The sequence below is a fragment of the Mesorhizobium huakuii genome (genome assembly GCF_030160235.1).
GTDB lineage: Bacteria > Pseudomonadota > Alphaproteobacteria > Rhizobiales > Rhizobiaceae > Mesorhizobium > Mesorhizobium huakuii.
Genome location: NZ_BSNY01000047.1, coordinates 95309 through 120668, shown reverse-complemented (window position 1 = coordinate 120668; position 25360 = coordinate 95309). Strand labels below are relative to the sequence as shown.

At 63.3% G+C, this 25360-nt stretch carries 24 protein-coding genes, 1 tRNA gene and 2 pseudogenes; 12 read left to right on the top strand and 15 right to left on the bottom strand.

The genetic code is table 11. The features are described from left to right. Positions 1–6: 6 nt before the first annotated feature. Together QQK95_RS22770 and QQK95_RS22765 are read right to left on the bottom strand one after the other, a co-directional pair. Complete coding sequence (locus tag QQK95_RS22770) at positions 7–1602, bottom strand: DHA2 family efflux MFS transporter permease subunit (RefSeq protein ID WP_284276654.1); 1596 nt, start codon at positions 1600–1602, stop codon at positions 7–9. A 72-nt stretch (positions 1603–1674) separates the two neighbouring features. Then, positions 1675–2862, bottom strand: coding sequence for an HlyD family secretion protein (locus QQK95_RS22765; protein ID WP_284276653.1), 1188 nt, complete (start codon positions 2860–2862; stop codon positions 1675–1677). 128 nt (positions 2863–2990) lie between these two features. Here QQK95_RS22765 and QQK95_RS22760 point away from each other — a divergent pair, with 128 nt between their 5' ends. Beyond that, positions 2991–3725 (top strand): TetR/AcrR family transcriptional regulator, encoded by a 735-nt coding sequence (locus tag QQK95_RS22760; RefSeq protein ID WP_284276652.1) that lies wholly within the window; start codon positions 2991–2993, stop codon positions 3723–3725. 121 nt (positions 3726–3846) lie between these two features. On the opposite strand, the gene yihA is transcribed toward QQK95_RS22760, so the two are convergent. From yihA to QQK95_RS22745, 3 genes are all read right to left on the bottom strand, one after another. Then, positions 3847–4506, bottom strand: a complete 660-nt coding sequence (yihA, locus tag QQK95_RS22755; RefSeq protein ID WP_019862432.1) for a ribosome biogenesis GTP-binding protein YihA/YsxC — start codon at positions 4504–4506, stop codon at positions 3847–3849. Continuing rightward, positions 4503–5141, bottom strand: a complete 639-nt coding sequence (locus QQK95_RS22750; RefSeq protein WP_284276651.1) for a CatB-related O-acetyltransferase — start codon at positions 5139–5141, stop codon at positions 4503–4505. The genes yihA and QQK95_RS22750 overlap by 4 nt, the downstream gene beginning before the upstream one ends. Before the next feature lie 120 nt (positions 5142–5261). Continuing rightward, complete coding sequence (locus QQK95_RS22745) at positions 5262–5576, bottom strand: hypothetical protein (protein ID WP_284276650.1); 315 nt, start codon at positions 5574–5576, stop codon at positions 5262–5264. Positions 5577–5753: 177 nt separating this feature from the next. Between QQK95_RS22745 and QQK95_RS22740 the strand changes: the two genes are divergently transcribed. The 3 genes and pseudogenes from QQK95_RS22740 to QQK95_RS22730 all read left to right on the top strand — a co-directional run bounded on the left by QQK95_RS22740 (position 5754) and on the right by QQK95_RS22730 (position 8904). Next, entirely contained in the window at positions 5754–6074 is a 321-nt protein-coding gene (locus QQK95_RS22740) for a hypothetical protein (RefSeq protein ID WP_284276649.1), read from the top strand. Further along, positions 6067–7362 (top strand): HlyD family secretion protein, encoded by a 1296-nt coding sequence (locus QQK95_RS22735; protein ID WP_284276648.1) that lies wholly within the window; start codon positions 6067–6069, stop codon positions 7360–7362. The genes QQK95_RS22740 and QQK95_RS22735 overlap by 8 nt, the downstream gene beginning before the upstream one ends. Beyond that, positions 7359–8904 (top strand): annotated as a pseudogene (locus QQK95_RS22730) (DHA2 family efflux MFS transporter permease subunit). Before QQK95_RS22735 ends, QQK95_RS22730 begins: the two are co-directional and overlap by 4 nt. 206 nt (positions 8905–9110) lie before the next feature. On the opposite strand, the gene QQK95_RS22725 reads toward QQK95_RS22730, so the two are convergent. From QQK95_RS22725 to rpmH, 4 genes are all read right to left on the bottom strand, one after another. Then, positions 9111–9671, bottom strand: a complete 561-nt coding sequence (locus QQK95_RS22725; RefSeq protein ID WP_284276647.1) for a fasciclin domain-containing protein — start codon at positions 9669–9671, stop codon at positions 9111–9113. Between the two features lie 166 nt (positions 9672–9837). Continuing rightward, positions 9838–11649, bottom strand: coding sequence for a membrane protein insertase YidC (yidC, locus tag QQK95_RS22720; RefSeq protein WP_284276646.1), 1812 nt, complete (start codon positions 11647–11649; stop codon positions 9838–9840). A gap of 14 nt (positions 11650–11663) precedes the next feature. Beyond that, complete coding sequence (rnpA, locus tag QQK95_RS22715) at positions 11664–12017, bottom strand: ribonuclease P protein component (protein ID WP_095203792.1); 354 nt, start codon at positions 12015–12017, stop codon at positions 11664–11666. Positions 12018–12031: 14 nt separating this feature from the next. Continuing rightward, positions 12032–12166, bottom strand: a complete 135-nt coding sequence (gene rpmH, locus QQK95_RS22710) for a 50S ribosomal protein L34 (RefSeq protein ID WP_008833937.1) — start codon at positions 12164–12166, stop codon at positions 12032–12034. Positions 12167–12446: 280 nt separating this feature from the next. On the opposite strand from rpmH, the gene QQK95_RS22705 reads away from it, so the two are divergent. Further along, positions 12447–13934, top strand: a complete 1488-nt coding sequence (locus QQK95_RS22705; RefSeq protein ID WP_284276645.1) for an ATP-binding protein — start codon at positions 12447–12449, stop codon at positions 13932–13934. A 256-nt stretch (positions 13935–14190) separates the two neighbouring features. Continuing rightward, positions 14191–14267: transfer RNA gene (locus QQK95_RS22700), tRNA-Arg, on the top strand. A 244-nt stretch (positions 14268–14511) separates the two neighbouring features. On the opposite strand, the gene QQK95_RS22695 is transcribed toward QQK95_RS22700, so the two are convergent. Both QQK95_RS22695 and QQK95_RS22690 read right to left on the bottom strand, forming a co-directional pair. Further along, the gene (locus tag QQK95_RS22695) at positions 14512–15228 is read right to left on the bottom strand and encodes a DUF3313 domain-containing protein (RefSeq protein WP_409371710.1); all 717 of its coding nucleotides are present in this window, start codon (positions 15226–15228) and stop codon (positions 14512–14514) included. A gap of 213 nt (positions 15229–15441) precedes the next feature. Continuing rightward, on the bottom strand, positions 15442–16584 hold the full coding sequence (locus tag QQK95_RS22690) for a serine hydrolase domain-containing protein (protein WP_284276643.1): 1143 nt from the start codon (positions 16582–16584) through the stop codon (positions 15442–15444). A 66-nt stretch (positions 16585–16650) separates the two neighbouring features. Between QQK95_RS22690 and QQK95_RS22685 the strand changes: the two genes are divergently transcribed. Continuing rightward, positions 16651–17280 (top strand): TetR/AcrR family transcriptional regulator, encoded by a 630-nt coding sequence (locus tag QQK95_RS22685; protein WP_284276642.1) that lies wholly within the window; start codon positions 16651–16653, stop codon positions 17278–17280. Positions 17281–17379: 99 nt separating this feature from the next. Here the strand turns inward: QQK95_RS22685 and QQK95_RS22680 are convergent, their stop codons facing one another. The 4 genes from QQK95_RS22680 to QQK95_RS22665 form a co-directional block, all read right to left on the bottom strand. Further along, on the bottom strand, positions 17380–17904 hold the full coding sequence (locus tag QQK95_RS22680; protein WP_284276641.1) for a GNAT family N-acetyltransferase: 525 nt from the start codon (positions 17902–17904) through the stop codon (positions 17380–17382). Positions 17905–17917: 13 nt separating this feature from the next. Beyond that, on the bottom strand, positions 17918–18475 hold the full coding sequence (locus QQK95_RS22675; RefSeq protein ID WP_284276640.1) for a helix-turn-helix domain-containing protein: 558 nt from the start codon (positions 18473–18475) through the stop codon (positions 17918–17920). A gap of 143 nt (positions 18476–18618) precedes the next feature. Beyond that, a complete protein-coding gene (locus QQK95_RS22670; protein ID WP_284276639.1) occupies positions 18619–20472 on the bottom strand; it encodes an ABC transporter ATP-binding protein in 1854 nt (617 codons plus the stop codon). A gap of 189 nt (positions 20473–20661) precedes the next feature. Next, positions 20662–21192: a dihydrofolate reductase family protein gene (locus QQK95_RS22665; RefSeq protein WP_284276638.1), complete on the bottom strand. Its 531-nt coding sequence runs from the start codon at positions 21190–21192 to the stop codon at positions 20662–20664. A gap of 170 nt (positions 21193–21362) precedes the next feature. Here QQK95_RS22665 and QQK95_RS22660 point away from each other — a divergent pair, with 170 nt between their 5' ends. From QQK95_RS22660 to QQK95_RS22640, 5 genes and pseudogenes are all read left to right on the top strand, one after another. Next, positions 21363–22046, top strand: coding sequence for a glutathione S-transferase family protein (locus QQK95_RS22660; RefSeq protein ID WP_284276637.1), 684 nt, complete (start codon positions 21363–21365; stop codon positions 22044–22046). A 21-nt stretch (positions 22047–22067) separates the two neighbouring features. Then, positions 22068–22403, top strand: a pseudogene (locus QQK95_RS22655) (ketopantoate reductase C-terminal domain-containing protein); the annotation flags it as partial. A gap of 89 nt (positions 22404–22492) precedes the next feature. After that, complete coding sequence (locus tag QQK95_RS22650; RefSeq protein WP_284276636.1) at positions 22493–22885, top strand: lysozyme inhibitor LprI family protein; 393 nt, start codon at positions 22493–22495, stop codon at positions 22883–22885. Between the two features lie 227 nt (positions 22886–23112). Then, positions 23113–23988, top strand: a complete 876-nt coding sequence (locus tag QQK95_RS22645; protein WP_284276635.1) for a glycosyltransferase family 2 protein — start codon at positions 23113–23115, stop codon at positions 23986–23988. A gap of 22 nt (positions 23989–24010) precedes the next feature. After that, positions 24011–25297, top strand: a complete 1287-nt coding sequence (locus QQK95_RS22640) for a rhamnan synthesis F family protein (RefSeq protein WP_284276634.1) — start codon at positions 24011–24013, stop codon at positions 25295–25297. Positions 25298–25360 lie beyond the last annotated feature (63 nt).

Here is a 25360-nt window from a genome sequence, read left to right as displayed (position 1 = left end):
AATTGCTTAGTGCCCGCCGCCTCCACCACCGCCGGGCGCGGCCGGCTTATTGATCAGCATGGTGAACAGGCCGAGCGTCGCGAACAGCACCGTCAGCATGTAGAACACGTCCATGAAGGACAGCAGCGCCGCCTGCTGGTGGACCATGCCCGACAGCTTGGAGATCGCCGCACCGGCCGCGTCGAGGCCTGATGTCTGCTCGAAGTTGAGCGTCATGTTCTGAAGCTTGGTCTGCGCGGCGGCACTGCCCCACTGCACATGCTCGGCGAGCCTTGCATAGTGGAAGGCGTTGCGGTCGATCAGCACGGTGTTGATGAGGGCCAGGCCGACGGCGCCGCCGAGGTTGCGGGTGAGGTTGAACAGGCCGGATGCGTTCTTCAGCCGGTCGGGCGGCAAGGTGCCGAGCGCGATGTTGTTGATCGGCACCATGCACAGCATCATCGAACAGCCGCGCAGGATCTGCGGGATGAGCAGCTCGTAGAAATCCCAGTCGGCGGTCAGATGCGTCATCCACCAGGTGCCGGTGGCGAAGCCGAAGAAGCCGATCATCATCATCAGCCGCAAATCCATCTTGCTCGACAGGATGCCGGAGATCGGCGCGGTGACGAACATCGCCAGGCCGCTGACGAACAGCGCCTCGCCGATCATCATCGAATCATAGCCGCGGATGCGGCCGAGGAAGACCGGATAGAGGTACGTCAGGCCGTAGAGGCCGATGCCGATGACGAAGGAAAACAGCGAGCCGAAGGCGAAGTTGACGTTGCTGAAGGCCCGCAGATCAACGATCGGCTCCTCGGCGGTGAAGACACGCCAGAAGAAGATCACCGCGCCGACGCTCATGACGATGGCGCAGATGAACACACCCTGGTCCTGCAGCCAGTCATTGTTGGGGCCTTCTTCCAGCACATATTCCATGCAGCCAAGGAAGGCCGCCATGCCGGCGAGGCCCCACCAGTCGAACTTGTTGAACAGCTTGAGATTGGGCTTGTCGAAATCGATCAGCGACCAGGCGGCGGTCGCCACCAGGATGCCGGGCACGACATTGACCAGGAACAGCCAGTGCCATGAAAAGGCGTGGCTGATATAGCCGCCGACGGTCGGGCCGATGGTCGGCGCCAGCGTCGCCACCAGGCCGATCATCGGCGAGACCACGGCGCGCTTGGAGGGCGGGAAGATGGTGAAGGCCGCGGCAAAGACGCTCGGGATCATGCCGCCGCCGATGAAGCCCTGCACGGCGCGGTAGACGATCATCTGGTCGATGTTGGTGGCGGTCGCGGCAAGCGCGCTGGCCGCGGTGAAGCCGGCGGCGGCGATGGTGAACAGCACGCGCGTCGACAGCATGCGGCTGAGGAAGCCCGACAGCGGGATCATGACCACCTCGGCGATCAGATAGGCCGTCTGCACCCACGGAATTTCATCGGAGCTGGCGCTGAGGCCCGCCTGGATCTCGGCCAGCGAGGCCGACACGATCTGGATGTCCAGGATCGCCATGAACATACCGAACACCATCGCCAGGAAGGCGATGACGCGGCGTGTGGAGATGGTGTCAGGGACCGCCGGTCTTGCGGGCGGCGCTCCTGCGGTGATGGTAGCGGTTGCCATTTCATGGGCCTCCTTGAGGCCGGCCGGGCGGCCCGGCGCTTCATCAGCCGCCGAGCCACTCTCCGAAAGCGCTTAGTTGGTCGTCGCGGCGGGCGCGGTGCGGCTGTCAACGTTGACGATAACGCTGAGGCCAGCACGCAGCTTGCCGGTCTTCAGGGCATCGGCCGGCACGTCGATGCGGACCGGGACGCGCTGCACGACCTTGGTGAAGTTGCCGGTGGCGTTTTCCGGCGGCAGCAGCGAGAAGACCGCGCCAGACGCCGGAGCGAGCGACGAGACGGTTCCCTGGATGGGATGGCCGTCGATGGCGTCGACCGAGATGTTGACCTTTTCGCCGGGAACCAGCCGGGCAAGCTGCGTCTCCTTGAAGTTGGCGACGATGTAGAGCTTGTCCAACGGCACGACGACGGCGAGCTTCTGGCCGGGGCTGACGAGATCGCCCTGCTCGACCGAGCGGTTGCCGACGACGCCGTCATAAGGCGCCTTGAGCACGGTGAAGGACAGGTCGCGCGCGGCCTTGTCGCGGCCGAGCTGCAGCGAGGCGAGCGTGCTCGCCGACTCGGCGCGCTGCGCCTCGAACACGCCTATATTGGCCTGTGCCGCGGCGATCTGCGCATCGGCGCCAACCAGCGCGGCATTGGCCTGGTCGAGCGCGGTCTGCGCGTCGTCCAGCTGCGCCTGCGTGCCGACATGCGTCTTGACCAGTTGGGCGGCGCGCTGCTGGGCACGGGCGGCATTGTCGGCCGCGGCCTGGTCGGCGACCTTCTGCGCCTGGGCCTGCTGCAGGGAAGCCTGCGCGGCCTTGGTCTGCGCGTCGATGCGGTCGAGCGTCTTGGACAATGTGGCGATCTGCGCGTCGGCCTGGGCGACGGCGATCTTGTAGTCGCCATCGTCGATCGTGAGCAGCGGGTCGCCGGCCTTGACGTGCTGGTTCTCGCTGACCTTGACCTGATCGACATAGCCGGAGATCTTGGGCGAAACGAACGCCATGTCGGCCTGGACATAGGCATCGTCGGTCGAGATCATGAAACGGCCCGTGGTCCAGTAGTCGTAGCCATACCAGGCGCCGCCGCTCAGAAGGGCAAGGCCGATGATCGGCAGCAGGAAGGAGCGCACCGAGCGCTTCTTCTTGGCCGGAGCTTCGGCCGCCGGCGGCGGTGCGACGGGGTGGATGGGAATTTCCGGTGCTTCGGTCGCCGGAGCGACCTTGGCGTTGGGGAAGGGGCGGACTTCGGCGGTGGTGGGCGCGTTCGAGGACATGACATCTCTCTAAAGTAATAATACTGAACCGTTCGGTTCGATCTGGCCGTTGACATAGCGTGAAAAGAGGACCATATCAAGAGGCAATCGAACCGGTTGGTTCGAATTATTTTCGAGGTGTGACTTTTATGGCCGACACAACGCCTGACGTCGAAACCGACAAATGCAACGACCTGCTGGAAAGCCTGCGTCGCGGCCGGCCGGCGGCCGGACAAGATCCGGTCAAGCGCAGCCAGATCATCGATGGCGCCCGCCGAGTCTTCATAGACAAGGGCTTCGAGGCCGCCTCGATGAACGACATCACGCGCGAGGCCGGCGTGTCGAAGGGCACGATCTATGTCTACTTCGCCAACAAGGAAGAGCTGTTCGAAGCGCTGATCGAGGAAGAGCGCGGCACCATCTTCAAGAATATGTACGACATACTGGACCGGGCCGACGACTTGCGCCAGACGCTGGTGAAGTTCGGCACGGTGCTGTCGATGAAGATTACCTCGGCCAGAGTCATCCAGGCGCAGCGCACGGTGATCGGCGCCTCCGACAGGATCCCCGACATGGGCGCTCGGTTCTACGAACGCGGCCCCAAACGCGGCCACGACAAATTCATGAAATTCCTCAATGCTGCCATCGAACGCGGCCTGCTCAAGATCGACGACGTCGATCTTGCCGCCTATCAGTTCACCGAACTGTGCCTGGCCGGACTTTTCCGGCAGTGCATCTTCGCGTACCGCACCAAGGCTCCGAGCCAGGAAGAAATCGACAACATCGTCAGGTCGGGCGTTGACATGTTCCTGAAGAGCTACGGCACCGAACAGCTCGCCGAGGAAGAGAGCCACCAGATGATTGCACTGGAGGCAAAGGCCTAAAGCGTTTCACCCGTTTCATGGAAACGGCGAACCAGTCCAACTCATTGTTTTGACGCAATTTCTAGGGGAAAGCGCACCGCGCTTTCCCGGGAAAACCGCTCACACTTTTCCTGGAATTGCCCTAGCCGCCATTGGCGGCAAGCACGATCGCGGCCTGCAATTCCTCCAGCCCCTCGCCCTTTTCCGATGACGTCGCCAGGACGAACGGAAACGCCGCCGGCCGCTTCTTGATCTTTTGCAGCGTCTCCTCGATCAGCCGCGGCACGCCGGCGACCTTGATCTTGTCGGTCTTGGTCAGCACGATCTGGTAGGACACCGCCGCCTTGTCGAGCAGCGACAGCACTTCGTCGTCCTTGGCCTTGATGCCGTGGCGGGCGTCGATCAGCACATAGACCCGCTTCAGCGTCACCCGGCCCTTGAGATAGTCGAAGACCAGCTTGGTCCACTCGTCGACCTTCTCCTTGGGCGCGGTGGCGTAGCCGTAGCCCGGCATGTCGACCAGCGCCATCGGCGGCAGGTCGGCGCCCTCGCCCGAAAATCCGTCCGGCACGAAATAGTTGAGTTCCTGCGTGCGCCCCGGCGTGTTGGAGGTGCGCGCCAGCCCTTTCTGGTTGACCAGCGCGTTGATCAGCGACGATTTGCCGACATTGGAGCGGCCGGCAAAGGCGATTTCCGGCGGCCCTTCCGGCGGCAGGAACTTCATGGCCGGCACGCCGCGGATGAAAATCCACCCGCGCGTGAACAGGTCGGTGGTGATCACAGTGCTGTTCAGAGCGTTCAAGCTGCTGCCTCCAGAAGAGAGATATCGGCGCCCCTGATGGCATCGAGGTTGCGGCTGATCTTGTCCACCGGCCAATGCCACCATGCCAGTGCCAGCAGCCGCCTGATCGTCCTGTCGTCGAAACGCATCTTCACCACCTTGGCGGCGTTGCCGGCGACAATGGCATAGGGCGGCACATCGTGCGTCACCACGGATTTGGCGGCGATGATGGCGCCATGGCCGATTTCCACGCCGGGCAGGATCACCGCCTCCATGCCGATCCAGACATCGCTGCCGACCACCGTGTCGCCGCGCACCTCCTTCGACCATGTCGCCGGGTCAAAGCCCTTTTCCCAGCCATGGCCGAAAATGTTGAACGGATAGGTGGAAAAGCCGGACATTGCGTGGTTGGCGCCGTTCATGATGAAGCGCGCGCCTTCGGCGATGGCGCAGAACTTGCCAATGATGAGCTTGTCGCCGATGAAGGGATAGTGGTGCAGCACGCATTTCTGCGCGAATTTGTCCGGTCCGTCCGGGTCGTCATAATAGGTGAAGTCGCCGATCTCGATGTTCGGCTCCGTTACCAGAGGCTTCAGGAAGCCGACGCGCGTGTGCATCGGGATCGGGTGCTTGATGTGGGGGTTAGGTCCGTCCATGTCGGTTCGTCCGGGAATTGGCAGACAGGCGCATCCGAACCGGAGGGCCTGGGTCAAAATAACGTGATCCGCCCTATAGCACCAATCGGGCGCGGAGCGAGTCTTCCGTGAGCGCCAGGCTCATTTGTTGCCGCGGCAGATCACGATCGGATTGGACAGCGCGCTGTCGAAACCGCTGCCCTGGTAGACGGCAACGTTGGCCGCACCCCGCGGCAGCAGGAAGGTGCCTTCGACGACCTTCTGATCGCCTGCCATCGTGTGGAGAGCCCAGCTAAACGTGCAGAATTGCGGCGGTGCTGCGGGTTCGACGTGGCTGCAGTTCAGCTGCGCGCCACCCAGCATCGCGGCACCGCCGCAGCTCACCGCTTCCTTTGCAACCGCGATGCCGGGACACCCGACGAGGGCAGTCACGGCTGCGATCCTGATCCAGTTCATCGTCGAAATCCTTGGCGGAAAATTCGCACCGCCGGGGCGCCTCTTCCGTGTCGTGGCCCATGCGATTTTTGGTCAGCGCGGCTTAGTCCGTCTTGCACGCGCCGTCCAGCGGGATTATGTGCATGATGATAATAAGCATGCTCACGAAAACTTGTCCGTAGACCCTGATCTCTTCCCATGTCCTCCTCGCCCCATATCAGCTTCGTGCTGCACAACGTCGCGCGCCTGCTTCGAACGCGGTTCGGACAGCGTTGGCGGGTGTCGGGGCTGAGCCGAGCCCAATCGAAGGTGCCGGCCTGGCTGCCTTACCTGGCCCTGCTTGTCCGCCGGCTGCTCGAGAACATGCGCGGCAACTGCCGGAGAACGCGAGACGAGGCCTTCGCCGGCCCTTCGCCTGAAACACGGCAGCCCCGGCTGCAAACCCCAAGCCTTATCAAATCCAATCTGCTCGCGGCTCGCACCCAGCCAGCCGGCGACCGGGAGAAAGTCCATGGCTGAATCGACATCCTCCAAGAAGCCTGCCGGGAACGACCCGGCCACGGATCGCACCGTCGACCAGGTCATCCGTCTGGACAGCGAGCGCGAACAGAGGCGCGCCAATGCCGTCATCGACAATGACGAGCTGGAAGCGCCGGTCGCGCTAGCGCCGGCGGCACTCGAGGCACCGGCCAGGGAGCCGCAGCCGCAACAGGCGCCTGCCGCCCTTGCCCCTCCCGCCCCGGCCAAGCCGAAGCGCAGCCTGAAGCGGCCGGTGCTGTTTGCCTTGCTGCCCGTCGCGCTCGCCGTCGGCGGCTATTATTACGTGACCGGCGGCCAGGTGATGACGACCGACAATGCCTACATCCAGGCGCAGTCGCTCGGCGTGTCCACCGACGTCTCCGGCACCGTGCAGGAGATAGACGTGCACGAGAACCAGGCGGTGAAGAAGGGCGACGTGCTGTTCCGCCTGCGGCTAGCCTCCTTCGAAACCGCTCTTGCCGCCGCCCAGGCCCAGCTCGGGACGGTGCGCAACCAGGTGCTGACCCTGCAGGCGAGCTACCGGCAGTCTCTGGCGCAGATCGAACAGGCGCAAGCCGACATTCCCTATTACGAGGCCGCCTTCCAGCGGCAGCAGGACCTGCTCAAGACCTCCACCGCCTCCAAGGCGTCTTTCGACAGCGCCCAGCACGACCTCGTCGCGGCGCGCCAGAAAGTGGATGTCGCCAAGGCGCAGGCACAGGCCACACTTGCCCAACTGGGCGGCGATGCCAACCAGCCGGTGGAGAAGAACCCGTTCTACCTGCAGGCCCAGTCGGGCGTTGACGATGCGCAGCGCAACCTCGCCGATTCCGTCGTCAAGGCGCCGTTCGACGGTGTCGTCACCAATGTCGACGCGCTTCAGGTCGGCAAATATCTGCCGGCTTCGCAGCCGGCCTTCAGCCTGGTGTCGTCGACGGATCTGTGGATCGAGGCGGAGCCGAAGGAAACCGAGTTGACCTATGTGCGGCCGGGACAGACGGCGACGATCAGCGTCGACACCTATCCGGGCGCCGTCTGGCACGGCACGGTCGCCTCGATCAGCCCGGCCTCGTCGTCGAGCTTCTCGCTGCTGCCGGCGCAGAACACCACCGGCAACTGGGTCAAGGTCGTGCAGCGCATCCCGATGCGTGTGACGGTCGACGATACCAAGGGCAGACCGCCGCTGCGCGGCGGCATGAGTGTGGTGGTCGATGTCGAGACCGGCCATGCGCGCGGCCTGCCGGACTTCGTCACCAACCTCATCGACCGGTTCGGACAGAAGTCATGACCGGCGCGACCGCGGCAGGTGCCACACCGGTGGTCGCCAATCGCGGCGCCATCACGGCTTGCGTCATCCTGGCCGTCATCATGCAGGCGCTGGACACGACCATCGCCAATGTGGCGCTGCCCTACATACAGGGCAGCGTTTCGGCCAGTGCCGACCAGATCAACTGGGTGCTGACCTCCTATATCGTCGCGGCGGCGGTGATGACGCCGCCTTCGGGCTATCTTGCCAATCGTTTCGGCCGCAAGCGCATCCTGTTGACCTCGATCACCGGTTTCGTCGTCGCCTCGGTGCTGTGCGGCTTCGCGCAGTCGCTGCCGCAGATCGTCGGCTTCCGCCTGCTGCAGGGCCTGTTCGGCGCCGCCCTGGTGCCGCTGTCGCAGAGCATCCTGCTCGACATCTACAGCGTGGAGGAGCGCGGCTCGGCCATGGCGCTGTTTGGCGTGTCGGTGATGGTCGGTCCGGTGCTGGGTCCGGTCATCGGCGGCTGGCTGACCGAGAACGTCTCCTGGCGCTGGGTGTTCTACATCAACGTGCCGATCGGCGCGCTGGCTTTCGCCGGCGTGTCCCTGTTCGTGCTGGAAACCAAGCTGGACATCAAGGCCAGGCTCGACTGGCTGGGTTTCGGCATGCTCAGCATTACCATCGCGGCGCTGCAGATGTTTCTCGACCGCGGCGAGCAGCTCAACTGGTTCTCCTCATCCGAGATCATCGTCGAGGCGCTGATCTGCGCGTCGGCCTTCTACATCTTCCTTGTCCATACCTTCACCGCCAGGAACACCTTCGTGAACCCTCGGCTTTTCCTGGACCGGAATTTCGCCGTCGGCATGATCTTCATCTTCATCATAGGCGTCACCTATCTCGCCTCGCTGGCGCTGATGACGCCCTATCTGCAGACGCTGATGGGTTATCCGGTGGTGACGGCCGGCATCGTCATGGGCCCGCGCGGGCTCGGCACGATGGCGTGCATGTTCCTGGTCGGCAGGCTGATCGGCAAGGTGGACACTCGCTGGCTGCTGCTGATCGGCCTGCTGATCACCGCCTGGGCGATGTACGACATGACCGGGTGGACGCCCGACGTCTCGCAATGGACCATCATCAGCACCGGCTTCGTCCAGGGCGCGGGGCTCGGCTTCCTCTTCGTGCCGCTGACGACCATCACCTTCGCCACGCTGGCGCCGGAACGGCGGGCGGAAGGCACCGGGCTCTACAATCTCGCGCAACATCGGCTCCAGCGTCGGCATCTCGGTGGTCACCGCACTGCTGACGCAGAACGTGCAGATCAACCATGCCAACATCGCCACCTATGTGACGCCCTTCAACCAGGCATTCAGCAATCCGGCGATCGCGCAGGCGATGAACCCCTACACCGCCGCCGGTCGCGCGGCACTTGACGGCGTGGTGACGCTACAGGCGACAATCATCAGCTACATGAACGACTTCAAGCTGATGATGATCCTGTCGCTGGCCGCCATCCCGCTCGTGCTCTTGCTGCGCAAGCCAGGCGCACCGGCCAAGGTCGACCATAGCGCCGTGATGGAGTGATGCGCTGGAAGCGGTCGAAGTTCGATCGCTGAAGTCCAGCCATCTTCACGATACGCAAAAAGAAACCGGGGCCCTGTGAGGGACTCCAGGACCCCGGCCTCGCCGATAACGACTTCCCCAAGAAACATGGCACCTCGTCATGAGGCGGGGATGGCAGACCGAGAAAGCCCCAACGACCTGCCACTGCCCCCTTTCGCCGGAAGCCGTTACTTCGGCAACAGCACCTTGTTGACGACATGGATGACGCCGTTCGACTGGTTGACGTCGGCGATGGTCACCTTCGCCTCGCCGCCGGACTCGTCCATGATGTAGAGCTTGCCCTTCTTGACCTCGGCGGTGAGCGTGTCGCCGGAGACGGTCTTCATCTCGTATTTGCCGCCCATCGCCTTGGCCTGCTTCATCATCTCGGCGCCTGAAATCTTGCCGGCCACGACATGCGCGGTCAGCACCTTGGTGAGCTTGTCCTTGTTCTCGGGCTTGAGCAGCGTGTCGACCGTGCCGGCCGGCAGCGCCGCGAAGGCCTCGTTGGTCGGCGCGAAGACGGTGAACGGACCGGCGCCCTGCAGCGTGTCGACCAGGCCGGCCGCCTTGACGGCGGCGACCAGCGTCGTGTGGTCCTTCGAATTGACGGCGTTCTCGACAATGTTCTTGGTGGTGTACATCGGCGCACCACCGACAACAGGGTTCTTGGCGTAGGCGGGGGCGGCAATCGCCACGCCGGCGACGAGGGCGGAAATGGCGATGATCCTGAATGACGGCAAGCGCATGTGGTCTTCCTCCGGGTGAGGGCTGATCGGAATTGATAGCCTTTGGAAATGCACACGCAGTCACGCCCCGCGACCGCTTGCAGTTTCGCCGATCACGGGAACGTGAACGAATACTCGCGCAAAGAAAAAGCCCGGACGAGCCGGGCTTTTTCGAGAGAGGGAGTTTCTATTCCGCCGGTGACGGTTTCTTTTTGAACAGGGCCGTCAGATTGTCCCATAGCTCGATCTTGGCGCCCTGGCGCTTCATGATCACGCCCTGCTGGAGGATCGACAGCGTGTTGTTCCAGGCCCAGTAGATGACCAGGCCGGCCGGGAAACCCGCCATCATGAAGGTGAAGATAACAGGCATCCAGGTGAAGATCGCGGCCTGCGTCGGATCCGGCGGCGTCGGGTTCATGCGCATCTGCAGGAACATGGTGACGCCCATGATCAGCGGCCAGACACCGATCATCAGCATGTGCGGCAGCGTGATCGGAACCAGGCCGAACAGGTTGAAGATCGAGGTCGGGTCGGGCGCGGCCAGATCCTGGATCCAGCCGAAGAACGGCGCGTGGCGCATCTCGATGGTGATGTAGAGCACCTTGTAGAGCGAGAAGAAGACCGGGATCTGCAGCGCCACCGGCCAGCAGCCGGCAAGCGGATTGATCTTCTCGGTCTTGTACAGCTCCATCATCGCCTGCTGCTGCTTCATCTTGTCGTCCGCGTACTTCTCGCGGATCTCCAGCATCTTGGGCTGCACCTTCTTCATGTTCGCCATCGACGCGTAGGACTTGTTGGCGAGCGGGAAGAAGATGGCCTTGACGATGACGGTGGTGGCGAGGATCGCCAGGCCGAAATTGCCGAAGAATTTGTAAAGCGTGTCGATCAGCCAGAACATCGGCTTGGTGATGAAATAGAACCAGCCCCAGTCGATCACCAGATTGAACTGGCGAATATGACGGTCCGCCTCGTAGGCATTGATCTTTGCGACTTCCTTGGCGCCGGCGAAGATCTCGGTCTCGACCGTCGCGGACTGGCCGGCATCGACATTGATCGCGTCGGTCAGGAAGTCGGACTGGTAGCGGTGGCGGCCATCCTCGAAAAAGGCGTAGCGCGGCTGGAAAGGCTGCTTTTCGGTCGGCACCAGCGTGACGGCCCAGTATTTGTCGGTGATGCCGAGCCAACCATCGGTCGACTTGCCGGGCGTAATCTGCTTGTCGGATTCGATCTTGGCGTATTTGTACTCGGCCAGGCCCTCTGTACCGGTAACGCCGATCAGACCTTCATGCAGCACATACGTGCTGGCAACGGCCGGCTTGTCGTAACGGGTGACGCGGCCGTAATTGAACAGCGAAACCGCGCTCGTGCCGGAATTCTGCACCGTGTCCGTGACCGTGAACATGTAGTTGGCATCGACCGAGAAGATGCGCTTGAAGGTCAGGCCCTTGTCGTTGGTGTAGGTGAGCGTCACCGGCGTCGACGGGCTCAGCGTCGGATTGCCGTCGACGCTCCACACCGTTTCGGCACCCGGCACCGTGCCGGTCTTGTCGTTGCCGACGAAGCCGATTTCGGCGAAATAGCCGGTCGGCAGCGCCTGCGGGTTCAGCAGTTCGATCTCGGGCGAATTCTTGTCGACGGTCTCGGTGTAGTGCTTGAGCTTGAGATCGTCGAGGCGTGCGCCGGTCAGGTTGATCGAGCCCTCGAGGCTCGGCGTGTCGATCTTGACGCGCTTGGAAGCGGCCAGCGCCTGATCGCGGCTGGCCGCGGTGACGGTGCCACCGCCGGGCGCGTTGGGAATGGCGCCTGGCGCCGGAGCCGGTGTTCCAGCACCCGGATTGGCCGCTTCGGCCGCCTTCTTCTGCTCTTCCACCCGCTGCTGCTCGATCTTGGCGGCCTCGCGCTGCTGCTCGACGCGCGGGTTCATGTAGAAAACCTGCCACAAAGTCAGGATCAGCACCGACAGCGCGATGGTGATGAAGAAGTTCCGGTTGTTTTCCATCGAGAGCCCTTGGCCTATCGTGTTCCGCGAAGTCGGCGGGAGAGTTCGGCCTTCAATTGGCCGAAGGGGGCGCGCAGCGCATCATCGCGCCCGACGATGACATAATCATTGCCGGGCACCATGTCATCTGCGGCATGGACGCGGACGGCCTCTTTAAGCCGCCGCCTGACGCGGTTGCGCACAACAGCGTTGCCGACCTTCTTGGTGACGGTGTAGCCGACGCGCGGCACCCCGCCATCGCCGCGGTCGAGGACCTCGACGAGGAAAAACCGTCCGCGTCGCTTTTCACCACGACGGACGGCCAGGAATTCCGCGCGTTTCAGAAGCCGCTTGGGATCTTGCCCCACTGGCTTGCCGGTTGCGGGCAACGATATCGTCTCGCTTAGGCGCTGAGCCGCTTGCGGCCGCGGTTGCGGCGAGCTGCGACGACGCCACGGCCACCCTTGGTGGCCATGCGGGCACGGAAACCGTGCCGGCGTTTGCGGACGAGTTTGGACGGTTGGTAGGTACGCTTCATTTGTTTTAATACCGCGGGGTGCGGCCCTTCTTGATTCTGTCACTCTGTAACAGGAGCTTTGCCGGGCCGGCTTTGGCGCGATCGAAACCGCGCCGGGACGAGTGGCCCGAGCGTGAGCGGGCTTATAGAAAGAAGGGTTTTGGAAGTCAATCCGGCGTCGGCGCGGCATGGACGCGGGCTTCATGACGGTAATTTAATGTTCCGGCCAAAGGATGAAATTGGCAAAAAAGCCGTTATCGCCTAATCTTGGCCGATCAAGTGTTCGTGAAGACAGAGTCGCATGAGCGAAACCAGCCAAGCGGGGGAAGGGAACGGAACGGCGCCCGCCGCCGTCCGCACGGTACCCCTGTCGCGCGGTCTGTCGACGAAACTGCTGCTGCTGACCATCGTTTTCGTGCTCCTGGCCGAAGTGCTCATCTTCCTGCCCTGGATCGCCAGCTACCGGCTGAGCTGGCTCAAGGAACGGCTGAGCACGGCGGCTGCGGTGTCGATCGTACTGGTGCAGGGCGAGTCGACCTCGCTATCGCGCACGGCCCAGAATGACGTCCTGATGGCGATCGGCGCCAAGGCGATCGCGGTGCGCGACGGCGGCGTCTCGCGGCTGCTGGTGGTGGCGGACATGCCGCCGCAGGTCGACGAGCACATCGACCTCGCCAGCGTCGGCATGATCAAGGGCATGACCGGCGCGCTCGACACGCTGTTCTTCGGCGGCAACCGGATGCTGCGCGTCTTCGGACCGGTCGGCGACAGCGACAAGGAGTTCGAGCTGATCATGCCGGACTACTCTCTGCGCAAGGCCATGCTCATCTATTCGCGCAACGTCGCCTTCGTCTCGCTGCTGATCTCGCTGTTCACCGCCATGCTGGTCTATGCCGCGATCGACCTGATCATGATCGGCCCGATCCGCACCATGACGCGCTCGATGCTGTCCTTCTCCGAAGCGCCCGACGACCCCGGGCGCATCATCCATCCCGCCGCCCGCTCCGACGAGATCGGCGTTGCCGAACGCGAGCTGTCGCAGATGCAGGAACGGCTGCAAAAGATGCTGTCGGAGCAGAAGCACCTTGCCGATCTCGGCCTGGCGGTTTCGAAGATCAACCATGACATGCGCAACATCCTGGCCTCGGCACAGCTGATGTCGGACCGACTGCGCCAGGTCCGGGATCCGACCGTACAGGCCTTCGCGCCGAAGCTTTTGCGCGCGCTCGACCGTGCCGTCTCTTATTCGGAAGGCGTGCTTCACTATGGCCGCACGCAGGAGCCGCCGCCTTCGCGCCGCCGGGTGCGGCTGCGCCAGCTGGTCGAGGACGTGCACGGCCTGCTCGACATCGAGGAAGGCATCGAGTTCATCAACGCCGTCGAGGCGGCTTTCGAGGTGGACGCCGATTCCGACCAACTGTTCCGGGTGCTCACCAATCTATGCCGCAACTCGGTGCAGGCGATGGCGGCCGACACCGAGAGCGCCGTGGTGCGGCGGCTGGCGGTCTCGGCCGAGCGCATGGGCAGCGTCAGCCGCATCGCCGTCACCGATACCGGCCCCGGCCTGCCGCCGAAGGCGCGCGAAAACCTGTTCGCGGCGTTCCGCGGCTCGGCGCGCAGCGGCGGCACCGGCCTTGGCCTGGCGATCGCGCATGAACTGATCCGGGCGCATGGCGGTACGGTGGAACTGGTCGAATCGATTGGCGGGCGCACCACTTTCGCCGTCACCATCCCCGACCAGCCGGTGCGGCTCGACCAGGCCCGCGGCAGCCTGCGCCGCCCGGCGTGACGGATTCGGCGCTGTTTTTCCCGAAGCTCCCTGCCTACAGGCCTGACCTTTCGCGACTTTCCCATCTCGGCCTGAAACGAGGCTCTGGCAGCGCCAAAGCCTTGGGATCCGGGCTGTCGTGATCGGATGACACATTCACGGCAAAACTTTTGCCGGATCGACTTGCTTTTCCCAAATTCAGTCGTTAGGGAACTGCACACATCGCGGCCGGTCCCAGGGATCGGATTGCGGGGCCGTCGAAAACATGGCCTGATGCGCGCCCGTAGCTCAGCTGGATAGAGCACCAGACTACGAATCTGGGGGTCAGGAGTTCGAATCTCTTCGGGCGCGCCACTAACCTCATTTATATCGTCAGGTATCTGGATCGGGCGTCTCCGTCGGAAGCCGCACGAGAGTCGATCTGTCACACCAAGGCGGATGACAAATCGTTTTTTGCGCGCCTGACGAGAGAGCCGCCATCCTGAGTCAGAACAGTTCGTCGAGCGGCACGCATGTGTCTGAGCGGCTACGGTGAGGTCGACACCGTCAATAGCCCCCTGCTTGCTCCGAGGCAGCAGAGCGCCGCTTTCCGCGGCATCTATCGGGAAACCACCGCGCCCTTGTCGGTCCAGGCGGGCGGCAGGCCAAACCGGGCGGCGACGATCCCCGGAATTCCCGGGGCCGTTCCGAACGCCTTGCAGGCGTCGTATTTCGGATTGCCGCCCAGCGAGGCCCGCAGCCTTTGCATCGATGGTATCGCCGGCATTCCCTTGAACGGGTCCTTGCCCGTGACCACCATGCGGCTGAAGTCCGAGGCGAAGGCCGAGGAGAGCGAGTATGCGTCGCCGACAGCGGACACCCTCGCCCTTGTCATGATCATGTTGGCACCGCGCGACCAGAGCATGGCTGCCCTCTGCGAACCATCCTTGTCGACCGCTTCTGCCTCGATGGCCAGGCCGCCAAGGCCGATCGGAAGGCGCGGGATTGGGACCCCAAGCCCCGCCACCGCGCCGCCGAGCGACGCAACGACGGAACCCGCCGCCGCCGTACGGTTCGTCGCAACGATGTTGGTAACCGTCGCTTGGACGATGAGGTCCGCCGGCTGGCTCGTGGCCACGACCTTGAAGCGGTCGGCAAGGTCAGTGCAGAGCGCCCGGTCGATCGCGTTGGTCACCAGCGCCAGGTCGTTGGGATCGAAGCCACGACTGCCGACCTGCGTCGAGGTCGGTACAATGCGGACCGTCTGCGCGGCGAGCACCGGCGCCGAATCCACGCGCAATCTTGCTTGCGTGAGCATGCCGCCCGATGGGCGCATTCCGGCCTGGGAATCGAGGGACGTGCCCTCGGGCAAGGATTTTACCCAGCTTAACACAACTTGACCGCGCTTGAGGTCCACCCGGCTACGCATGGACCGGCGCCGTCGCGCCCGACGCCGGCGCCATCGAGCTGTTGAGCAATTCTTACGATGTAGGCCGCCGGACACGCCGGCGGTGAACAGGACGAGCAGATGCAGTCGCCATCGGCCGCGTCATCCATAAACCGCGTTCCTGATCTCCGTCGGAAACGCGCCGGACATGCCTTCGAAAGCGGTGTTGGTGAGCGCGACGACGCAAAGACCATTCGCACGGTCGATGAACCAGCTATGGCCGTAGGCGCCGCCCCACTGCAGCGTGCCGGGCGCCTGCGGCGTGCCGGTCGGCGCAGGATCCGCGAGCACGGCCCATCCGTAACCGAAACCCCAACCGGGACCCTGCGTCTCGGCTTGGATGCCGACATGGTCGGCGGCCATTGTCTCGACCGTCCTTGGATCGAGGATCGGCGCGCCGCCCCCGCGGATCGCTTCCAGAAAGCCCAGAACGTCGCCCGCCGTTCCCGCCATGCCCGCGCCGCCGGATGGGTAGGACCTTGCGTCGAGGATACGAGAGGGAGCGAAGGATGCGGTCGCGCCAAAAATCGGCACTTGTGTCCCATCGGTCATCCGTACCGGCTCGGGGTTGCCGTCCGCATAGGCTTCGGCCAGCCGCGCGCTATCCCTGACGGTAAAATCCATGTCTACGAGGCCAAGCGGGGCCGTCACCTTGTCGCGAACGATGTCCGCGAGGCTTCGGTTCTCCAGCCTCTCCAATATGCCCCCAAGCACATCGAGGCCGAGGGAATAGCGCCAGCCCGCACCGGGCGCGAATGCCAGCGGTGCGGCGCCAAGACGCGACAGGTTCGCCTGCAGCGACAGGCCCGGCTGGTGGAGGCCGTCCGAAACGTTCAGCCTGTGATAAGGCCCATCGGACGGCTCGAGAAAGCCGTAGCCGAGGCCGGACATATGGGTCAGCAGATGATGGATGGTGATCCGCGGCCTCGTGCCGTCGAGCAGCGCGGGTCGAAAATCCGGCAGCCATCTCGTCACCGGCGCATGGAGGTCCAGCCGACCTTCTTCCACGAGCCGAATGGCGGCCGCGGTCACGATGGGCTTGGTGACGGAGGCAAGCCGGAAGATCGCATCTTCGCGCATCGGTGTCCGGGCTTCGCGATTCGAATGGCCGGCAGCGCGGCGATGGATGATCTCGCCGCCACGGGCGACGAGCACCACCGCCCCGACGAGGCGCTTGCCGGCGAGCGCCTTGTCAATCACGGCGTCGACGCGGGCAGGCGCATTGGAAAAATCAGGGAGACTCATGCTGTGCGGTCCTTTATAATCACAATGACCATTCCCGAATAACCCGTTCGGGGCGATATTTCTAGAGTGATCACTGTGGAAAATAACAAGACCGTTTCCCGGCCGCGCGGACGGCCGCGCGCCTTTGACCGCGACGAGGTGCTGGAGAAGGCCGCCGAGACGTTCTGGCGGCTCGGCTATGAAGGCGCGTCCATTTCGGATCTCACCGCGGCGATGGGGATTACGCCGCAAAGCCTCTATGCCGCCTTCACGTCGAAGGCCGATCTTTATCGTGAGGCGTTGGCCTGGTATCAGGCTCATATCGGCGCTTCGACGGCGCGCGCCCTTGAAGAGAGCGATGTGGTGTCGGCACTTGCGCGCGTGCTTCGCGAGTCCGCGCGGGAATTCACCCGGCCCGGCCGGCCGCATGGTTGTATGGTCTCGACGGCTGTGCTGACCTGTGCCGTGGAAAACGAGCCCGTCGCGCATCATGTCTCAAGTCTGCGCGGAGAAACGCTCGATGCCTTGAAAGCGCGCATCGAGCTTGGCGTTGCCGAGGGCCAGTTGAAGGGTGCGAGCAACGCGGCTGCCCTTGCTCGTTTTGTCGGTGCGATGATCCAGGGCATGTCGGTGCAGGCGCAGGACGGTGCGTCCAGGGCGACCCTCTTGGAAGTGGCGGATATTGCGATTGCCGAGATAGAACGCCACCGCCTTTGAGGCCAGCGTCAGACGCGCGCAATCGGACCTTGCGCGGCAACCAACATTCCGCCGATCACCGCGCTCATGCCGGCAAGAATCAGACCCGCCGGCACCCGGCTATATCCGCCTGAACATGTAGGTCGTCGCGTGCAGCGCCTTGCCGTCCGGGTCCCAGGCGAAGTCAGGGATCACACCAGCCACCTCGAAGCCAACGGAAGCGTATAACGGCTCCGCGGCGTCCCCGGTTCGCGTGTCGAGGGTTACGAGGGTTTTCCCCAGTTCGCGCGCGCGATCCAGCGCTTCAGTCATCAGGGCTCGCCCGATGCCGAGCCTGCGTGCTTGCGGATGGACGACCATCTTGGCGATCTCGCAGCGATGGGGCTGGTTGGGCGGCATGGCGGTGAGAAGCTGGACGGTTCCGACGATCTCGCCGTCCCGCTCCGCGCCGAAAAGCACTCTGCGTCCTGCGGCGACCTCACGCTGAACATCGCCTGACCAGAACCGAGCCGCGTCCTCGTAGGGCATGGGCGCCATGAAGCTGATAGCCGCTCCATCGGCTACGCTGTCTGCGAGAACCCTGGAAAGCTCGCCCAACCTTTTTTCGATGGCGGGACCGTCGAGTTCAATGATCTGCGCTTCCATGTATGGCGACTCCTTAAGCCATGGCGATGATGTAGCGGGCCGATTGTTCGCCGGTCTCGAAGGAAGAGGAGCCGCGCAGCCGATAGCGCAGGCAGTCGCCGGGACGCAGGTCGCGCCGAACGCCATCGACGATCAAAACAAGCGCACCCGTCAAAAGCACCAAATGGTGTTCGTGCCCCGGAAAAGCGGGCCGCTCGTAGACGATGCGCTGGTTGGGCGCGATCTCGCACTCGATCATTTCGAGCTTCAGTTGTCCGCTGGGCGGCGAAAGGGCACGGCGAGTGAAGCCTTTCTCCTGATCCGACCATATGCTCTGGTCGGCGTGGCGGACAAGCGGGGGAAAGTCCGGCTCAAGCGGTGCCAGAAGCTGGGAAAGCGGCAACGCGAAAGCCGATGCCAGACGACCAAGCGTTTCCGCTGTGGGGCTGACTTCGCCATTCTCAATCCGAGACAACGTCGCCCGACTGACCCCGCTGCTTGCCGCGAGCTCCTGAAGGGTAAGTCCACGATCTGCGCGAAGCAGACGAAGATGGTCGGCCAAGGCTTTGAAGTGGTGTGAAGCTGTTTCCATATATGGGACAATATCCCAAATCAGGGACATCGCAAGCGGATGAACCCTTGCCATCTGCAAAAAGGAAGACCCAGAGAGCGGACGGCGTAGCCAAGTCATATCCAGTGGGGCACCCACACGGAAATTCGGGGGGCGTCTCCAGGCTAGCCGATCTCTTCAGGGAGAAAACCACCTGTCTGGCGCTTCCACAGCCGTGCAAACAGGCCGTCCTGCTTGACCAGTTCGTCCGGCTTCCCTTCTTCGACGATACGGCCCCGCTCGAGCACGACGATCCGGTCCATCATGGCAATCGTCGAGAGGCGGTGTGCGATGGCGATCACCGTCTTTCCCGCCATCACGAGGTTGAGTCTCTCCTGGATGGCAGCCTCGGACTCGCTGTCGAGGGCCGAGGTTGCCTCGTCGAGCACCAGGATCGGCGCGTTCTTCAACAACACGCGGGCGATGGCGACGCGCTGGCGCTGGCCGCCCGACAGCTTGATGCCGCGGTCGCCGACGAAGGCTTCATAGCCCTTGCGGCCTTCGGCGTCCGAAAGATCGGTGATGAAGGCATCGGCGGCGGCCATCTTCGCCACCGCTTCTATCTCCTGTTCGCTCGCCTCCGGCCGGCCATAGCGGATATTGTCGCCGACCGAACGATGCAGCAGCGCGACATCCTGTGCGATGACGCCGATGGCGCGCCGAAGGCTTGCCTGGCTGACGACACGGATGTCCTGCCCGTCGATCAGGATCGCGCCATCCCTGACATCGTAGAAGCGCATGAGCAGGTTCGCGAGCGTGGTCTTGCCGGCACCCGACAGGCCGACGAGGCCGATCTTCTCGCCGGGACGGACCCTCAGCGACAGATCCTCGATGACAGGCTTTCCGGCCTTGTAGGCGAAGCGCACGTTTTCGAAACGGATCTCGCCGGTCCCGACCTTGAGATCGACCGCATCCAACTGGTCGGTGATGGTGGGCGGGGTCGTCATGACCGGCATGGCGTCCTTGATCGTGCCGATCGCCTGGAAGATCTGCTGGCCCATCTGCAGGAACGTGAAGATCTGTGTCGACAGGCGCTGGAGGATATAGATGGCGCCGACAAACTGGCCGATGGAGAGAAACCCGTTGACGAGACCGGAAAATCCGATCGAAAGCATGGTCAGCCACAGCGTCATATTGAGGACGACGACAGTCAGTTCCGAGGTGCGATAGATGCGTTGTTCGCTGTGTTGGGTGTGTACGGCCTGCTGGATGATGCGACGGATGGCGCCTGCCTCGCTGTCCTCGGCGGCGAACTGCTTGATCATCTGCATGTTGGTGTAGAGATCGGTGATGGCGCCGGCCACCATGCTACGCTGCTTGGCGGTGCGGCGCGAGCGCTCGGCAAAGGTGGGAACGACCCTGACGGTGAATGCCACGTTCAGCGCGATCCAGACGACGACCGGCAAGGCAAGCTGCCAGGACAGCGCGCTGAGCAGGACCACCGAACCAATCAACTGCAGCAGGAAGCGTGGAATGGACTGGAAGCCGGCAATGATCTGCTGCTGGACGGCGGATGCCACCTGCTGCAGGCGCGAGGCGACCTGACCGGCATAAAGGTCATGGAAGAAGGCGAGATCCTGCCGCTCCACCGCCTTGTGGCCCTGCCACTGGATAGCGGCCGGCATGCCGACGCCGAGCGTGTGCGAGGTCAGCGTGTTGAGCAGGAACGAGACGATAGGCATGGCCGGAAAGATCAGCAGGCCGAGGAATGTCAAAAGCGGCCATTCGTTGTGCAGGAAGGCGGAAGCGCCCTGTTGCGTGACGCCATCGACGATGACCGAAAGCCCCCAGACAATCGTCAGATTGATGGCTTCCATCGCCATTGAGGAAAGCGCCAGCGCAATCAGCACGCCGCGAAACATCGAAATGAAGTGCAGGAGGACGGCCACGGGCCCCTTGGAGGGCAGCGGCCGGTAGGGAATATCCAGCGGCCGGATCAGGTTTTCGAACGGACGGTAGATCGCATCTGGAATCGACATGGTGCGCTTGAGCTCAGGATGAATCGAGGGCGAGGACTCAACTGCCGCAATAGGATCACCTACCGGCCGCAACCTCAACTAGAACATCTCCGGCAAATGTCATGAAAGGGCGGCTGCTTTTTCAACAACGAGCGACCGCCCCTGCGGCAGCACAGCGCCGCCATGCGCGACATCGTCCGAGGCGCGCGCTTATGCAGGAACGTAGGTCAACCTGATCACATCCTCGCCGATCCGATCGTTGGTCATAAGGCGCAGCGGTGGCCGGGGGCCGGCGAAGTATGGCTTGCCGTGACCGAGCACGACGGGGTGCAGGTAAATCCGATACTCGTCGATCAGGCCTAGTTCGGTGAGGCTTTGCGCCAGGGTCGGGCCGGCAACTTCGATCTCCCCGTCGCGCTCGGCCTTCAACACCCGGATCGCGCGCTCAAGATCACCCTCAACGAGCCCGGCGTTGGGGCCAACCGACTTCAGCGAGCGCGAGACGACCCATTTCGGCTGGTTCCGCCACGCCGCCGCGAAGGCACGTTCCTCTGCATTCCATTCGGGATGATCGTCGTCCCAGTACCGCATTATTTCATACATCCGGCGACCATAGACACTGCCCGCCTGCGCCTGGGCCTCCGCGATGAAGTGGCGGAAGAGCGTCGGGCCTGGCGCGAATCCCGTATGGTCGACATAGCCGTCCAGGGACTGGTTCATTCCGAATACGAGCTTGGCCATACCTCTTCCTTCCTCGCCGCGCGATCCTGGTTGCGTGATGCAATCGGTTATAGGCTAAATCGACCGATTGCATTACGCAATTGGTTTTTGCAGCCACCGCTTGCAAAGCAGGATCAGTCCGCGGTTAAATAACCGCCTGCCAGCTGCAATCGGTTGGAAGGAGCGTGCGGATGATCACGGTCTTCGGGGAAGGCAGAGGCTTCCGGGTTGTCTGGCTGCTGGAGGAGATGGGGCTCGATTACCGTTTGAGGCCCGTGGACCTGGCGGCCGGCGTCCAGGACGACACGGAGTTCCTGGCCATCAACCCTGGAGGGTTCATCCCGGCTATTCGGGATGGCGACGTCGTCATGGTCGAGTCGATTGCGATCATGGAGTATCTGATGGCGCGTTATGGGCCGACGCCGCTCGCGCCAGGCCCGCAGGATCCTGCATTTCCCGCGTACCAGCAGTTCCTCCACCTCGGCGAAGCCGGCCTCGCGGCTCCCATTTATTTCGTCGGCGGCGCCCGCAATTTTGCACCCGACGTGGAGCGAAGGAACTGGAGCGCCGGCCAGGCTCTCCGCGTGTTGACCGAGGCCGCGCACCAGATGGCGTCGAACCGGCTGGCGCCGGGCCTGCACAAGCCGGGCAGCGTCGGGACTTCCGCCGGGCCGGAGGTCGCGGTGATGGCGCCGGACGGCCGGCTGCTGACAGCCGGCGAGACCGGCGAGATCGTCATTCGCGGACCCAATGTGACCGCAGGCTATGAGAAGAACCCGGATGCCAATGCCACGGCCTTCGCGCATGGCTGGTTCCACACCGGCGATCAGGGCGTGCTCGACGAGGACGGCTATCTCGTGTCACCGGCCGGCTGAAGGAGATCATCAACCGCGGCGTCGGCGCTGACCGGCTCCACGCTGGCCGCAATCGTCGCCGACGAGGGCACACGCACGCTCGCCCGCACGATGATGCTGGAGGCGCAAGCGATCGGCGAAAGCCTCGGCGTCCGTTTCCCCATCGGGGTCGACCGCCGCATCAAGGGCGCCGGCGATGTCGGCGAGCACAAGACCTCGATGCTGCAGGACCTGGAACGCGGCCGGCCGATGGAAATCGACGCGCTGGTGAGCGCGGTGCAGGAGCTTGGCCGCCTGACGGACAAGCCGACGCCGACCATAGATGCGGTGCTGGCGCTGGTGCGGCGGCTGGCGGTGGAGCGCGGATGTTACGGGTGAGGCAAACCTTGACGCGCTCACGCCCTGCCCCACCATATCGTGGGCAAGGTGCCGACAGTCCCGCCCAACCTGCGTCAAGGAACCGCCTCATGCTCCGAAATGCCTGCCTCCTCGCAATTCTGGCCATGACAGCGGCTCATCCCGCGATGGCGCAGAGCGATGCCGAAATGAAAGCGTGCGTCGACCGGTCCGGCGGCGTCACCTCGCAAATGCTGGATTGCGGGAAGACCGAGATCGACAAGTTCGATGCCAGGTTGAACGCGGCCTACAGCACCTTGATGCATCGCGAGCATGGCCCTGAACGTGCCCGGTTGCAGCGCGAGCAGCGTGCCTGGCTGAAGCATCATCTGCGGGAAACGCACCGTCTTGCCGCCGATCCCAACAACGGTTCGGCCGCCTTCCTCACTTCTCAAGGGTTTGAACTGGACGATTTGAGCGCACGCACGGCCGAACTGGAAAAGCGGGTCCGGCAAAACCCGTAGTGGCCCCCCTGTCGGCGCTTGTGCTGTGGCCGCGCGGGCCGATCTCGCGGCGGGATGCGCCTTGTCGCGCAGCCCCCGCCTGTCGGGACAGCCGCGCCGGTCATCCACTCCTTAGCCGATGGTCCCAGGAGTATTGACTCGACCACCGGAGGAGCAACGCTTAGATTGCGACGGATCACTAGCCTTTCCACGGGGAAGCCAACTGAGGTATCAGGATGGCTTTGGCAATGAACAGGTCGATAACTGCCATTACTGTGACGCATAACAGCGCGCATACCGTGCGAGGCGCGCTCGCTCGCCTGCCTCCAGGGGTGGAAATCGTATGCGTCGACAATGCAAGTACCGACGATCTTTCGACCGCGTTGTCCGGCCTTGCCGTTCATCGTATCGACAATCCTGTAAACCTCGGGTTCGGGCGCGCCTGCAACATCGGGGCGGCGACGGCGACGGGGGAGTATCTGCTGTTCATCAACCCCGACGTGCGCCTTGGGACGGACGCCGTCGATGCGCTCATGCGGGCGGCTGAACGCTATCCAAATTGCGGCGTCTTCGTGCCGCGCACCAATACGGTGGATGGGCGGCTTTGGTTTCGCGAGGAGAGCGAGATCGATCGCCTCTCCGGCGTGTCGCTGCCCACACGCATCCGGCAGGTCTGGGGAGATTGTTGCGTCCGCTTCGTCAATGGCGGCGTGTTCATGATCAAACGAACGCTCTTCCTCGATACGGGCGGGTTTGATGAAGATATTTTTCTGTATTTTGAAGATGACGACCTTTCATATCGCCTGCTGCAGCGTGACGAACCCATGATCCTCGTCAGTGGCGCGCATGCTGTCCACGACATTGGCACGTCGGTTGCGCAATCAACCCGGTCGCGTATTTTCCGGTATCGCTCGAAGATGCGATCGGAGATCCACTTGCGCAAGAAATACGGCATCGCCTATAGCCCATTTGTGGACATACTCCGTTATTCGACGAAAATAGGCTTCTACTGCCTGACGCTCAATCGAAACAGATTGATCAATTCCCTGGGCCGGCTGATTGGCATATTCGACAGCATCCTTGACCGATCGCGCGCGAATCGGAACCGCGGCTATGTCGCCTGACGCTGCCGACACGAGGGTTGCCTTGCCTGATTTCCTGTCCCGCGAGCCGCCAAAAGGCGACGGCGTCGACCCAAGCAGTGCCGTGAGCGAAATCCACATCCACGCGCCGGGACGCTATATCCTCGAGCTACGGCCAACAGAGAGGTGGATGCCGTTTCTGCGGCTCGCTGTTCGCCGCCCAGGACATGCAGACAGGATCGTCTATGTGCCGGTCACCACGCGGACGTCCTATCTGCTCAAAAGCAGCGAAGGCGGCCTGATGCTGCAATTTGACAGAGGCGACGTCGTTGCGGCGAGTGTCCGGCCCTTAAGCATCGGGGATATTGGCGCGCTGCTGAGTCGGCGCCGTCGCCACAGGCGATTTCAGCTGCCGCTTGGCGGAGGCGTCGTCCTGCAGCCTCTTTTGCACATCTCGGGACCGGAAGGGCGTGAATTGGCCCGCGCCCTCGGCAGTCTTGCCGGTTGGGGCTTTGGCACTGCGAGCGACAATCTGCAGAAGACCCTGTCGCGGCACTTTGATGGTCCGCCGGCCGAGGCTCGCGAACGCCGGCCCGCCGTCGAGCCGAAGATTGCCGTGGCGCTTCACCTGCATTACCCCGATCTCTGGCCCGAGTTCGAGGCGCTGCTCGAGGCGACCGATCGTCAGTTCCAGCTCTTTCTCACGCTGACCCGGCCTGACGCGGACCTCGCGCAACGCGTTCAGGCAAGATTTCCGGGTGCCGAGATCGCGGTTTACGAAAATCGCGGCCGCGACGTCGGCCCCTTCATCCAATTGCTTCGCGAAGGAAAGTTCGATCCCTTCGATCTCATCTGCAAGCTGCATGGCAAGAAGTCGGGGTCGAGCGGGCCGCGCATGGTCCTCGGCGAGATCTGGCGCCAGGCGACTGCGTTCGACCTGATCGGATCGCGCGACGTGGTCGACCGCATCATCGCCAATTTCGAGCGTTCGCCCGACACCCAGATGATTGGATCCAGGCGCTTTCGGCTGCCCAATGAATGGAAGGGGGAGACGGCTGCGTGGGGCGAGAACAGGGCGATGGTCCTCAATTTGCTGGAGACAATGGGGATGCCCTCCAGCTCTCGTCTCGATTTCTTTGCCGGGACGATGTTCTGGGTACGGCGCGGCGCGCTGGAACCACTCCGGCGGCTCGATCTGCCTTTGGCAGTCTTTCCCGAAGAGGCAAGCCAACAAGACGGCACGTTGCAACATGCCCTCGAACGTGTTCTTGGAATGATCTGCACAAAGATCGGCGTTGCTTCGGATGGTGACATGACGACGGAATCCCGCGAGGCAGACTCGATTGCATAGATCCGAATTTTTGATCTTTGTAGGGTCGCTCGCCAGCAGAAGCCGATGGAAGAGATTTCGACT